Annotated in this window: 11 protein-coding genes; 5 read left to right on the top strand and 6 right to left on the bottom strand. The window is 72.8% G+C overall.

Annotated features, from left to right (window positions below; translation table 11 throughout):
- Positions 1 to 29 precede the first annotated feature (29 nt).
- Entirely contained in the window at positions 30 to 3254 is a 3225-nt protein-coding gene (icmF, locus tag HN031_RS09495) for a fused isobutyryl-CoA mutase/GTPase IcmF (protein WP_172269337.1), read from the top strand.
- Between the two features lie 141 nt (positions 3255 to 3395).
- Here icmF and HN031_RS09490 read toward each other — a convergent pair whose 3' ends face one another.
- Positions 3396 to 5525 carry an ATP-binding protein gene (locus HN031_RS09490; protein ID WP_172269335.1) on the bottom strand — a complete coding sequence of 710 codons (2130 nt, stop codon included), beginning with the start codon at positions 5523 to 5525 and terminating at the stop codon, positions 3396 to 3398.
- Entirely contained in the window at positions 5522 to 6376 is an 855-nt protein-coding gene (locus tag HN031_RS09485) for a response regulator transcription factor (RefSeq protein WP_172269334.1), read from the bottom strand. Before HN031_RS09485 ends, HN031_RS09490 begins: the two co-directional genes overlap by 4 nt.
- A 124-nt stretch (positions 6377 to 6500) precedes the next feature.
- Here HN031_RS09485 and HN031_RS09480 point away from each other — a divergent pair, with 124 nt between their 5' ends.
- Positions 6501 to 6854, top strand: coding sequence for a response regulator (locus HN031_RS09480; protein WP_172269333.1), 354 nt, complete (start codon positions 6501 to 6503; stop codon positions 6852 to 6854).
- A 10-nt stretch (positions 6855 to 6864) separates the two neighbouring features.
- On the opposite strand, the gene HN031_RS09475 is transcribed toward HN031_RS09480, so the two are convergent.
- Together HN031_RS09475 and HN031_RS09470 are read right to left on the bottom strand one after the other, a co-directional pair.
- Entirely contained in the window at positions 6865 to 7656 is a 792-nt protein-coding gene (locus tag HN031_RS09475) for a SurA N-terminal domain-containing protein (protein WP_172269332.1), read from the bottom strand.
- Between the two features lie 57 nt (positions 7657 to 7713).
- Positions 7714 to 8103, bottom strand: a complete 390-nt coding sequence (locus HN031_RS09470) for a hypothetical protein (protein ID WP_172269331.1) — start codon at positions 8101 to 8103, stop codon at positions 7714 to 7716.
- A gap of 74 nt (positions 8104 to 8177) precedes the next feature.
- Between HN031_RS09470 and HN031_RS09465 the strand changes: the two genes are divergently transcribed.
- Complete coding sequence (locus HN031_RS09465; RefSeq protein WP_172269330.1) at positions 8178 to 9590, top strand: FAD-dependent oxidoreductase; 1413 nt, start codon at positions 8178 to 8180, stop codon at positions 9588 to 9590.
- Between the two features lie 27 nt (positions 9591 to 9617).
- On the opposite strand, the gene HN031_RS09460 is transcribed toward HN031_RS09465, so the two are convergent.
- Complete coding sequence (locus HN031_RS09460) at positions 9618 to 10490, bottom strand: sigma-70 family RNA polymerase sigma factor (RefSeq protein ID WP_172269329.1); 873 nt, start codon at positions 10488 to 10490, stop codon at positions 9618 to 9620.
- 135 nt (positions 10491 to 10625) lie between these two features.
- Complete coding sequence (locus tag HN031_RS09455) at positions 10626 to 11609, bottom strand: helix-turn-helix domain-containing protein (protein WP_172269328.1); 984 nt, start codon at positions 11607 to 11609, stop codon at positions 10626 to 10628.
- A 178-nt stretch (positions 11610 to 11787) separates the two neighbouring features.
- Here HN031_RS09455 and HN031_RS09450 point away from each other — a divergent pair, with 178 nt between their 5' ends.
- Together HN031_RS09450 and HN031_RS09445 are read left to right on the top strand one after the other, a co-directional pair.
- Entirely contained in the window at positions 11788 to 12144 is a 357-nt protein-coding gene (locus tag HN031_RS09450) for an ANTAR domain-containing protein (protein WP_172269327.1), read from the top strand.
- Complete coding sequence (locus HN031_RS09445; RefSeq protein WP_172269326.1) at positions 12141 to 12851, top strand: GAF and ANTAR domain-containing protein; 711 nt, start codon at positions 12141 to 12143, stop codon at positions 12849 to 12851. Before HN031_RS09450 ends, HN031_RS09445 begins: the two co-directional genes overlap by 4 nt.
- Position 12852: the final 1 nt, after the last annotated feature.

Genomic DNA, 12852 nt, shown 5'->3' with positions numbered 1-12852 from the left:
GTAATAGTTGGATGTCCTAGCATCGGACCATGGCCGACCTGCACACCCCGCGCAACCCGATCCGCCTCGTCACCGCGTCCGCGCTCTTCGACGGCCACGACGCCTCGATCAACATCATGCGGCGCATCCTCATGAGCCAGGGCTGCGAGGTCATCCACCTCGGCCACAACCGCTCGGTGCAGGAGGTCGTGGACGCGGCGCTGGAGGAGGACGTCCAGGGGGTCGCGGTGTCGTCCTACCAGGGCGGACACGTGGAGTACTTCGAGTACCTCGTCGAGTCGCTGCGCGCCGCGGGGGCCGGCCACGTCCGGGTCGTCGGCGGCGGCGGGGGCGTGATCGTGCCCTCCGAGATCACCCGGCTGCGCGAGTCCGGCGTCACCATCTTCTCCCCCGAGGACGGCCAGAGGATGGGCCTCGTCGGGATGATCAACTCGGTCGTCGCCGACTGCGACGTCGACCTCTGGCAGGACGCGCAGGTCACCGTCGAGCAGGTGCTCACCGGCGACCGGTTCGCCGTCGCGCGGGCCATCACCGGCGCCGAGGGCGGACGCCTCGACGAGGCGACCCTCGCCGAGATCCGCGCCGCGGCCACGCGCCGCGTCGTACCCGTGCTCGGCATCACCGGCACCGGCGGGTCGGGCAAGTCCTCGCTCACCGACGAGGTGGTCCGCCGGTTCCGCACCGACCAGCAGGACAAGCTGCGGATCGCCGTCGTCGCGGTCGACCCGACCCGGCGCAAGGGCGGTGGCGCGCTGCTCGGCGACCGGATCCGCGCCAACTCCCTCGACGGCGACCGGGTGTTCTTCCGCTCGCTCGCCACCCGCGGCGCCCACGAGGTGCCCGACCACCTCGCCGACGTCATCGCCGTGCTCCAGGCCGCCGGCAACGACCTGGTGATCGTGGAGACGCCCGGCATCGGCCAGGGCGACGCCGGCATCGTGCCGCTCGTCGACCACTCCCTCTACGTCATGACGCCCGAGTTCGGCGCCGCCTCCCAGCTCGAGAAGATCGACATGCTCGACTTCGCCGACACCGTGGCCATCAACAAGTTCGAGCGCCGTGGCGCCAAGGACGCGCTGCGCGACGTCGGGCGCCAGCTGGTCCGCAACCGCGAGGCCTTCGGCAAGCAGCCGCACGACATGCCGGTCTTCGGCACGAGCGCGGCGACGTTCAACGACGACGGCGTCACCGCGCTCTACCAGCACCTGCGCGCCGAGCTCGCCGAGGCCGGCCTGGCGATCAGCGAGGGCACGCTCCCGCGCGTCGACGTACGCCACTCCTCCGGCATCCGGCAGGTCGTGCCGGCCGACCGGGTGCGCTACCTCTCCGAGATCACCGAGACCGTCCGTGGCTACCACGCGCGTACGTCCGAGCTGGCCGAGGCGGCGCGCACCCTCCAGCGCGTCCAGTACGTCGCCGACCAGCTCGGCGACGGCGACGCGGGCGGCGTCCCCGCGCTGCTCGAGGCGGCGCGCAAGGCCGTCCCCCACGAGGTCGTCGACCAGATCGAGCGCTGGCAGGCGGTCGTGGAGTCCTACTCCGGCGACGAGCAGGTCGTGAAGGTCCGCGACCGGGAGATCACCACCCGGCTCACGAAGGAGTCACTCAGCGGCAACAAGATCCCCCGGGTCGCGCTGCCGCGCTTCGCCGACCACGGCGAGCTCGTGCGGTTCTGGCGCAACGAGAACCTGCCGGGCTACTTCCCCTTCACCGCAGGCGTCTTCCCGTTCAAGCGCGACAACGAGGACCCGGCGCGGATGTTCGCCGGCGAGGGCGACCCGGCCCGCACCAACCGCCGGTTCAAGATCCTCTCCGAGGGCAATCCCGCCACCCGGCTCTCGACCGCCTTCGACTCCGTGACGCTCTACGGCCGCGACCCTGACCCGCGCCCCGACGTCTACGGCAAGGTCGGCACGTCCGGCGTCTCGGTGGCCACCCTCGACGACATGAAGGAGCTCTTCGACGGCTTCGACCTCGTCGCGCCGACGACGTCGGTGTCCCTGACGATCAACGGCCCCGCGCCGACCGTGCTGGCGTTCTTCCTCAACACCGCGATCGACCAGCAGGTCGAGGCCTTCCGCGAGCGTGAGTCGCGCGAGCCGAGCGACGAGGAGCACGCCCAGCTCGCGGCGTACGCCCTCGCCAACGTCCGCGGCACGGTGCAGGCCGACATCCTCAAGGAGGACCAGGGCCAGAACACGGCGCTGTTCTCGACGGAGTTCTGCCTGCGGATGATGGCCGACATCCAGGAGTGGTTCATCGAGCAGCAGGTGCGCAACTTCTACTCCGTGTCGATCTCCGGCTACCACATCGCCGAGGCCGGGGCGAACCCCATCAGCCAGCTCGCGTTCACCCTCGCCAACGGCTTCACCTACGTCGAGGCCTACCTCGCGCGCGGGATGGACATCGACGACTTCGCCCCCAACCTGTCGTTCTTCTTCTCCAACGGCATGGACCCCGAGTACACCGTCCTCGGCCGCGTCGCGCGCCGCATCTGGGCGGTGACGATGAAGGAGAAGTACGGCGCCTCCGAGCGGTCGCAGAAGCTGAAGTACCACGTCCAGACGAGCGGCCGGTCGCTCCACGCGCAGGAGATGGACTTCAACGACATCCGCACGACGCTGCAGGCGCTCATCGCGATCTACGACAACGCCAACAGCCTGCACACCAACGCCTACGACGAGGCGGTCACGACGCCGACGGAGGAGTCCGTACGCCGCGCGCTGGCGATCCAGCTGATCATCAACCGCGAGTGGGGCCTGGCGATGAACGAGAACCCGCTCCAGGGCTCGTTCGTCATCGACGACCTCACCGACCTCGTCGAGGCGGCGGTGCTCGAGGAGTTCGACCGCATCAACGAGCGCGGCGGCGTGCTCGGCGCGATGGAGACGGGCTACCAGCGGGGTCGGATCCAGGACGAGTCGATGCTCTACGAGCACCGCAAGCACGACGGCTCGCTGCCGATCATCGGGGTCAACACCTTCCTCAAGGAGTCGGCCGCCGACGCGCAGCCGCAGGAGATCGAGCTGGCCCGCGCCACCGAGACCGAGAAGGAGTCCCAGCTGTCCCGGGTGCGCGCCTTCCAGGCCGCGCACGGCGCCGAGGCGCAGCAGGCGCTCGCCCGGCTCAAGGACGCCGCGATCTCCGGCGAGAACGTCTTCGCGGTCCTCATGGACGCCGCGCGGGTGTGCTCGCTCCAGCAGGTGACCGAGGCGTTCTTCGAGGTGGGTGGGCAGTACCGCCGCAACGTGTGAGCACTGGCGGGGGTCCTGGCTGCGGATCTCCGGCTGCGGCTGGAGTCACCGGATATCCGGTGACCGCCGTGCTTGCAGGTAGAGATCTCCACCTCGAAGCACGGAACTCGGGTGCAAAGGTCGACAGAGCGGACCGGACTCCTACTCCGGCGACGACACCCGCGACGACTCCGGCACCCGCCGGGCCTCGGCCTGCGAGCCGCGAAGCTCCTCGCGCTCCGGATCCGCCGCCCGGGGAGCCACCCCCGACGACGAGGACCCCGACGACGAGGCCCCCGACGCCGAGGCTCCCGAGGAAGCCGACCCCGACGCCGCGGGCAGGTCGAAGCGGAACACCGACCCCGTCCCGGGGGCCGTGGGCAGGCACTCGATGGTCCCGCCGTGGCGGTGGACGATCGTCTGGCAGATCGACAGGCCCATCCCGGTCCCGCGGAAGTTCGCCCGCACCGCGCCGCTGCGGTGGAACCGCTGGAAGATCAGCGAGCGGTCGTGGTCCACCACGCCCACCCCGGCGTCCTCGACCTCGACGACGACGCGCGAGCCCTGCTGCTGGGCGCGGACCCGGACGTACGCCGGCTCGCCGGGCTTGGCGTACTTCACGGCGTTGCCGACGAGGTTGCCGAACAGCTGCCGCACGGCCACCGGGTCGGCGTGGACGGGCGGGAGGTCGTCGGCCACCTCGAGCACGTCGTCGGGACCGAGGAGCCCGACCAGGGGGGCCAGCACGCCGTGCTCCCCCGCGAGCTCGACGTCCTGGGCGACGAGCTCGCCGGACTCCGCCATCGCGTGCTCGAGCAGGTCGTCGATGAGCTGGCCCATGTGGCTCGTGGCGCGCTCGGCACGGCGCAGCGGCGCGAGCACCTCGGCCCCCGGCTCGAGGTCCTCGATGGCCAGCGAGAGCCAGGACCGGATGGCGGTGAGCGGCCCGCGGAGGTCGTGGGCCGCGGTCGCGGCGAAGCCGGCCAGCGGCTTGAGGCCGGAGCGGTGCTCGGTGACGTCCCGCAGCACGAGCAGCACCCCGGCGCCGCCGTCGTCCGCGAGCCGGCGGGTGAGGACGGTGCGGGAGACGGCGAGGACGGCCTCCTCGCCGTTGGCGAGCGGGACGACGACGTCGCCGACCCCCAGCTCGGCGCGCGCCGCGTCGGTGTTGTCGGCGGCCGGGTGCAGCACGAGCGCGACCAGCGCGGCCAGCGCGTCGGCGTCGCGCGCCCCGGGCCGGACCCGGTGGGCGAGCCGCCGGCTGGCGCCGTTGCTGCGCTCGACGCGCCCGTCGCGGTCGAGCACGACCAGGCCCTCGCCCATGCTCTCGGTCATCTCCGCCAGGAGCTCGGCCTGCTCGGCCGCCTCGCGCTGGGCCTGGGTCACCGTCGCGAAGAGCTCGTCGATACGGTCGCTCAGCGCACCGACGAACAGGCCGGCGAGCAGCACCGCGACCAGGAACACCTGCGAGACCAGCGCCTCGGCGAGCGGGTCCGACAGGCGGGCGAAGGAGCCGTGGTCGAGCAGGCTGAGCCACAGCCCGATCGACCCCAGCGTCAGGGCGTGGAGGGCGGCGGGGAACGTGCGGAAGCGCGCGGCCGACCACACGGTCAGTGCGATGACGAGGAACGCGAGCGGGTAGGGCTGCAGGAACAGCACGACGGTGATGACGACGGAGCCGACCCACAGCAGCACGAGCTCCGTGGTCGAGCCGCCGTGCGCCCGCGCGGGGACCTGCTGCGTACGCCACTCCCAGGCGAGGTGGCCGACCCCACCCACGGCGAGGATGCCCGTCAGGTGGCGCGCGAACCACGCCACGGCCGTCGACGCGTCCGTCGGTTCACCGTCGACCCACAGGCCCGTCGTGCCGATCGCCGCCCCGACGGTGCACGCGAGGACGGCCGCCACGCCCGCGAGCACCAGGGTGCGCGGCATGCGCAGGCTCGCGGTCCCGCCGGCGCCCAGCAGGCTCGGGCACCAGCGCCGCAGCAGGTGGCAGAGGAGCCACGTCTGCACCGCGACGGACACCGAGCCGAAGAGCGTGACCGTCAGGGACGCGCCGGTGCCCCACACGACCCCTCCGTGCACGAGCGCGAGGGGCACGAGCACGCGCCACTGGTGGCGCGGCGACTCGGCCAGCATCCACAGCGCCGCCACGCCCGCCGCGGGCCACACGAGGCTGACGGTCGCACCGTCCACCACCGTCGTCCTCCCCAGCAGCGCGAGGACGGCGTAGGCGCCGGCGAACGCGAGCACCGTCGGCACCGGCAGGGGGCGCTGCGCCCGGCTCACGTGCGGGCCTCCAGGCGCTCGAGGGCGTCGACCAGGTCGGAGGCGCGCGCGAGCGCCTCGGCCTCGGGCGAGCCGGAGGCCGCCGCGGGCGCCAGCAGCGCCACCTCGTCGCGGAGCGCGACGGCGCGGTGCAGCACGGTCGTACGGTCGCGTGCCGCCCGCTGGTCGCCCACGGCCACCCAGCGGTAGCCCATCCCGGACTCGCCACGGATGACCTGCGGGTCCTGGCCCCCGTCGCGCAGCTTGCGGCGCAACGAGGCGATGTGGACCCGGAGCGTCGGGTAGACCTCCTTGCGGGCCCGGGGTCCCCACACGGTCGCCGCCAGCCTCTGGTGGGTCACCACGGCGCCGGCGCGGGCGGTGAGCGCGTCGAGGAGGCGCCACTCGGTCTCGGTCAGCCGGATCTCGCGACCGCTGCGCGACAGGGTGCGCGCCTCGACGTCCACCTCGATGTCGCCGTACGTCCGGCGCGGGTCGTCGGCGAGGCCGCGCGAGCGGCGCCGGGTCACGGCGTGCAGACGCGCGCGGAGCTCGCTGACGTCGAACGGCTTCTCGATGAAGTCGTCGGCGCCCGCGTCGAGCGCGTCGGCCTTGCGGCGGCGGCGGTGGGTGCCCGAGACGACGAGGACCGGCAGGTCGGACACCTCGCGCATCTCCTTGATCACCTCGATCCCGTCGAGGTCCGGCAGTCCGAGGTCGAGCACCATCAGGTCGGGGCCGGACGTCGTCACCAGCTCGAGGGCCTCGCGCCCCGACGCAGCCTCGACGGCGTCGTAGCCCACGACCCGCAGCACGTCGACCAGCGCCTCCCGAGTGGGGGCGTGGTCCTCTACGACGAGGACCCTCAGCATGGGAGAACAGTAGGGCCACCGGGCCCCGCTGAGGAGGAGCGAGGGCCCGCGGTCTTCACAACCTCTTTAGATGTCGTGACCGGGCGCGAGCCCCGGAGTGACTTCCCGCGGGCACACTCGTTGCATGTCCATGACAAGTCTCGTCGCCGACGACGACCCGGACATCCGCGACTTCATCTGCTTCGTGCTGCAACGCGCCGGGCACGACGTGGCGGTCGCAGCCGACGGGTTCGAGGCCTGGACCAGCGCCTGCGAGAGCGAGTTCGACCTCATCGTCCTCGACCACCACATGCCCCGGATGACCGGGCTCGAGGTGGCCGAGCGCCTGCGGATCACCCGCCCCGACGCGCGGGTGCTGCTCATGTCGGGCGACCAGGACGTCGCCTACCGGCACCCGCACTTCCTGTCCAAGCCGTTCAACCGCCTCGAGCTGACCGACGCGGTGGCCGCGCTGATGGGCCACCCGGCGCAGGGCTGAGGCGTCGGGGTCAGAGGTTGACCGTGATGTCGGCGTCCTCGCGGAGGCCGTCGACGAGCTCCTGCGCGATCCGGCCGGTCTCCTCGGCCTTCGCCTGCTCGGCGATCTGGTCGCGCACCTCGGCGAAGGGCGGGATCTCCTGCCCGGTCTGCGCCTGCTTGGCCTGCGCGTAGATCTCCCGGAGCTCCTTGCCGGTCGGCTCCGCGGGACCACCCTCGTCGGCGACGAGCTGCTCGATCATCACCTGGGTGCCGACCTGGGTGCGGGCCTGCTCCTGGCTCATGCCCTGCTCCTCGATCGCCTTCAGCAGCTCCTCGCCGGAGGCCATCTGGTTCTGCTGCGCGAGCTGCTCGAGCTCGGCGTCCACGTCCTCGTCGGTGATGGACAGGCCGCGCTCGTCCGCCTCCTGGGCGAGCAGCTCGGTGTCGACCAGGTCGTCGACGGTCTGCTTCCTGAGCGCCTCCTCGTCGGGCGCCTCGCCGCTCATCTGCGCCTCCATGGTCGCCCGCTGGAAGGCCGCCTCGTAGAGCGGTGCGAACTCCTCCTTGGTGACCTCCTCGCCGTTGACCTCGGCCACCACGTCGGGGATGCCCTCGAGGTCGGGGCCGGCGGCGGCCGTGTCGTCCGCGGACGCACTGGGCGACTCGCTCGAGGAAGGAGCGGCGTCGGGCTCGTCGCGCGAGTCGTTCTCGCTGCCGCACGCGGACAGGGACAACAGGGCGGCGGCCGCGAGGCCGACGAGGGCGGTGCGGGTCCGCGAGGTGCGCATCATGGCGATCGTCTTCGAAGTCGTGGAAGTCATCGCCATCGACGGTACGCACCGAACCTGAGCGTCCTCCTCAGGATCCCGGGGGTCGCGTCAGAGGGAGTCCGGCACGACGAGCGCGTCGGGGTCCTGGCGCACGGGCAGCTGCGCGAGCGCCGTACGCACGAGCGTGAGGCGCGCGGCCACCGCCACCTTCTGGCGGAGCCGGCCGACGCCGGTCTCGCCGAGGGTCTGCTGGACCGCGGTGCCGATCTGGTCGTCGGTGAACGTCGGCCGGGTGCCGGCCGGGACCTCGACGTCGGGCAGGGCGAGCAGGACGGGCAGCACCTGGCTGCCGACGGCCTCGAGGAGGTGGTAGCGCTCGAGCTTGCTCATCGCCTCCCACGCCGCCTCGCCCTTGGCCCTCCTGCCGACCTTGCCCCCGGCCACGACCTTGGCCGCGGCGGTCACGGCGACCGTCAGCTCGTGCTCGGTGAAACGCATGGCTCCAGCATGCCCGACCCCCGGCCGCGGGGCGTACGACCGTCCGCCGGGTCGGCTGCTGGCAGGATCGACGGGTGGCAGCCCACCCGACCGCCTACGAGCGGCACGCCCCCTCCGCCGCGCTGGTCGAGCGCGCGCTCGCCCCGAGCGTGCAGGCCGTCCACTGGCTCGACGAGGCCGGTCCACAGGCCCGCCACCCTGAGCTCCTCGCGCCCCTCCGGACGGACCTCACGGTCGTGGGCGGCGGCTACCTCGGCCTGTGGGCGGCGGTGCACGCCAAGCGGCGCGACCCCGGTCGCAGGGTGGTCCTCCTCGAGGCCCGCACCGTCGGCTGGGCGGCGTCGGGCCGCAACGGCGGCTTCTGCGAGGCGTCCCTGACCCACGGCGAGGACAACGCGCGCCACCGCTGGCCGGAGGAGCAGGAGGCCCTGGCCCGGCTCGGCCGCGAGAACCTCGACGGCTTCGAGGCCGAGGTGCGCGAGCTCGGCCTCGACTGCCAGTGGGAGCGCACCGGCACCCTTGCGGTCGCGGTCGAGGAGCACCAGGTCGACTGGCTGCGCGACCGGCCCCACTTCCTCGACGCGGCGCGGACGCGCGCGGAGATCGACAGCCCGCTCTTCCTGGCCGGCGCGCTCGAGCCCGACGAGACCGCCCTCGTGCACCCCGCACGGCTGGCGCTCGAGCTGGCCCGCGTGGCGACGGAGCTCGGCGTCGAGGTGCACGAGCACTCCGCGGCCACCGCGCTGCGGCGTACGCCGTCCGGTGCCGTGGAGGTGCACACCGATCGGGCCGTGGTCACCTCCGACCACGTGGTCCTCGCGACCAACGCCTTCCCGTCGCTGCTGCGGCGCAACCGGTGGATGACGGTCCCGGTCTACGACTACGTGCTGATGACGGAGCCGCTCACCGCCGACCAGCGGGCCTCGATCGGCTGGCAGGGACGGCAGGGACTGGCCGACCTGGCCAACCAGTTCCACTACGCCCGGTTGACGAGCGACGACCGGATCCTGTGGGGCGGGTACGACGCCGTCTACCCCGCCGGCGGGAAGGTGGCCGCCCGCCACGAGGACCGGCGCGCGAGCCACGCGCGGCTGGCGTCGCACTTCCTGGCGACCTTCCCGCAGCTGGAGGAGGTCCGGTTCAGCCACCGCTGGGCGGGTGCCATCGACACGTGCACGCAGTTCACCGCGTTCTACGGCCTGTCGCACCGTGGGCGGGTGGCCCACGCGGCCGGGTTCACCGGCCTCGGCGTGGGTGCCACCCGCTTCGCGGCGGACGTGCTGCTCGACCTGCTCGCGGGAGAGCCGACGGAGCGCACCGAGCTGCGCATGGTGCGCGAGCGCCCGCTGCCCTTCCCGCCGGAGCCGCTGTCCTCGATCGGCATCAACCTCACGAGGTGGTCGCTCGACCGGGCCGACCACCGGCAGGGTCGGCGCAACGCCTTCCTGCAGGTGCTCGACCGGGTCGGGCTGGGGTTCGACTCCTGACGGGGTCGACCCCGGTGTGGTGCGGGGTCAGGCGGCGGGGCGGGACTCGCCCAGGTCGGCCCGGAGGTCGGCCAGGATGCGGGTGAGCACCCGCGAGACCTGCGCCTGCGTGAGACCGACGGCGTCGGCGATCTCCTGCTGGGTGCGCTCGTCGTAGAAGCGCATCCGGACGATGCGCCGGTCGCGTGCGGAGAGCCGCCGGATGACCGGGTCCAGCACGATGCGGGCCTCGGCCGACCGCATCGCGCGGTCCTCGTGGCCGATCAGGTCGCCCAGGCTCGACGTGCCGTCACCGACGGTGGCGTCGAGCGAGGTCGGCGTGAAGCACCCGTCCGCGGCGAGGGCCTCGACCACGTCGTCGAGCTGCTCGCCGAGGTGCGCCGCGACCTCCGTCGGACGGGGCGAGCGGCCGAGCTGGGCCTCGAGCTCCTCATGGGCCGACGCGACCCGCGCCTGCATGTCCTGCACGCGGCGCGGCGGCCGGATCATCCAGCCCGAGTCGCGGAAGTGCCGGCGGAGCTCGCCGCGCACCGTGGGGACCGCGAACGACAGGAAGTCGTGCCCGGCGGAGGGATCGAATCGCTGCGCGGCCTTGGTGAGGCCGAGGAGTGCCACCTGCTCGAGGTCGTCGAGGTCGATGCCGCGGTTGCGGTAGCGGGCGGCCATCGAGCGGGCGACGGCGATGTTGGTCTCGATGAGCTGACGGGTCAGCTGGTGGTGCTCGGAGTCCGGACCCGAGTCGGGCCCCGCGGACCGGAGGCCGGAGACGATGTCGTCGGTGCGCCGCGCTCGCTCCGGACCGTCAGGGGCACGGAAGGACCGGCGGACGGGCGAGGGGACGGACGACAGGGTGGTCGTCGCGGGGGTGGAGCTGACAGGAACGATCGAGGTGGTGACCACGGCTCGTGTCCTTTCGGCAGAAGATGACGCTTGCCGTGGTCTCCAGCAAGTTTCTTCCTCGACCGTGCCACGGTCCAGACCAGTGCACCAGCCGAAAAGCGAAACGTTGCGCTACCGTCCGATGTCGGGTAGGGGTCAGCCGCCCGCGCGGTGGAGCGTCTCGCTCGGGTTCTCCTCGAAGACATGGCGGTACTCGGTGGCGAACCGACCGGGGTTGTAGAAGCCGAAGCGCGCTGCGCCGTCGCTGACCGTCAGCGCCGAGCCGTCTCGCAACGACTGCCGCACCAGGTCGAGCCGCACCCGGCGTACGTAGGCCATCGGCGTGCACCCGAGGTGCCGGCGGAAGGCGTACTGCAGGGCGCGGGGGGTGACCCGGCACGCCCGCGCGATGACCGCCAGGCTCAGGTCCTGGTCGGGGCAGGACTCGATGAAGCGCTGGGCTCGGAGCACCGCCGAGGGCGTCGCGTCCCGCGCGTCGCGCTGCAGCTCGCGCCCGGGCGTCCCGTCCAGGACGTTGTTGGGGAACGTCTGCAGGAGCGTGTGCCCGAGCAGGCGCGATGCCTCCCCGTGGGCGAGGGGAGCGTCAAGGCCGGGGAAGCTGGCGCTCATCTGGTCCACCGTGGCGCGCCAGCGCGCGCCGGCCTCGGGCGTGCGAGGGACGAAGCTGGTGAAGGAGATGTGCTCCCACGGGTAGTCGGGGACGACGTCCTCCACGGCCGCGGTCAGCACCTCGGCGGTGATGGTCGTGTTGCGCACCTCGTAGCCCTCACCGCGGCCGGCGAAGGGCATGTCCCAGCCGGCGGCGAGGACCGTGCCGCCGTCGTGCCGGCGGTCGGTGACGTCGCCGCGGGAGTACTCGATGGCGCCGTGCAGCACGTCGACCACCACCAGGAACGGCATCGCGTCGGAGTCGAAGTCGACGGGCGAGTCGATCCGGAGCTGGTCGAACGCCACGCCGCCGTGGTCGCGGCGGTGATGGCTGACGGCGCCCATCCGGCCGGTCAGCCGGAGGGTGGTGCCGTAGGCGGTGTCCAGCCAGTGGCGCGCCTCGTCACCGCCGCCCTCGAAGTCGAGGTCGACGGCGGGGGGTGAACCGCGCCGGGCCATGAGCTCTGACATGCGTGTGCCTCCCCGAACGGAGAGCGAAGGACCCATGGGCTCGAGTCACCTCGACTCTAGCCCACATCCGGTCACCAGCCCACCGTGAGCCGATGCTCGACACCAGTTGTAGGGTCGGCGACGCACTTGTTGGAGATCCGCCCTGTGTCCGCGGACCTGCGTCATGAAGAGGTGACGGATGTCTGCCCCACCCTGCCCTCCTGCGGGCGAACCGGCCCCGGCCGCTCCGGCCGAGGCGCTGCGTGACGAGGTCTCCCAGCTCCACGAGGCCGTGCGCTCCCAGCGCGACATCGGCATGGCCATCGGCCTGGTCTCCGCGAGCTACCACTGCAGCACGGAGCAGGCGTGGCGCACGCTGCTCCGGGTCTCGCAGGACAGCAACACCAAGGTCCGCACCGTGGCCGCGGTCCTCGTGGCCACCCACGACGGGACCGCGGACGCCGACGACGTCGCGGCGCTGGGCCGCCTCACCGACCACCTGCCCGCCTCCGGTTGGCCAGCGTCGGCGCGGACGGGGGAGGATCCCGCTCCATGAGCATCGACGACGCGGCCCTCGCCGAGAGCCTCCGCCGGCTCAGCCGGTCCCCCGGCGACGACGGCAGCGTCATCCCGGTGCTGGAGCAGGTCGTCGCGGCGTGCGTCGACCTCTTCGGCGTGGGCGGTGCCGGCCTGCTCATCGCCGACGAGCAGAACGTGCTGTCCTACGTCGCCGCGAGCGACGGTCCGGGCCGGATCCTGGAGAAGGTCGAGACGGAGTCGGGGCAGGGTCCGTGCACGGAGGCGTTCGTGACGGCCACCGTCGTCACCACGCGTGACGTGACGGCGGAGGGCGAGCGGTGGCCCGTGCTCGCCGCGGCGATGGCCGACCAGCCCGTACGCGCGGTGCTCGGCACGCCGGTGCGCCTGGGCGGGGTCCCGGTCGGCACCCTCGACGTCTACCGCGAGCAGCCCCACGAGTGGGACGCGAGCGAGGTCGCGGCCCTGGCCCGCTACGCGGATGTCGTGTCCAGCACCCTGTCCGCCGCCCTCCGGGCCCACACCGCCGGTGAGCTGTCCCGACAGCTCCAGCACGCCCTCGACTACCGCGTGGTGATCGAGCGGGCGGTCGGCTTCCTGATGGCCAAGGAGTCGCTCGACTCCGTCACCGCCTTCAACGCGCTGCGGCTCGCGGCGCGCAGCCGCCGGACGAAGATCGGCGCCGTCGCCGAGCACGTCCTCGGCGAGGGCGGCCTGCCGGCCTGAT

The organism is Nocardioides sp. zg-1308 (assembly GCF_013155375.1).
Classification (GTDB): Bacteria; Actinomycetota; Actinomycetes; order Propionibacteriales; family Nocardioidaceae; genus Nocardioides; species Nocardioides renjunii.
Note: the sequence above shows the minus strand (reverse complement) of the source record. Positions and strands in the feature narration are given on the sequence as shown.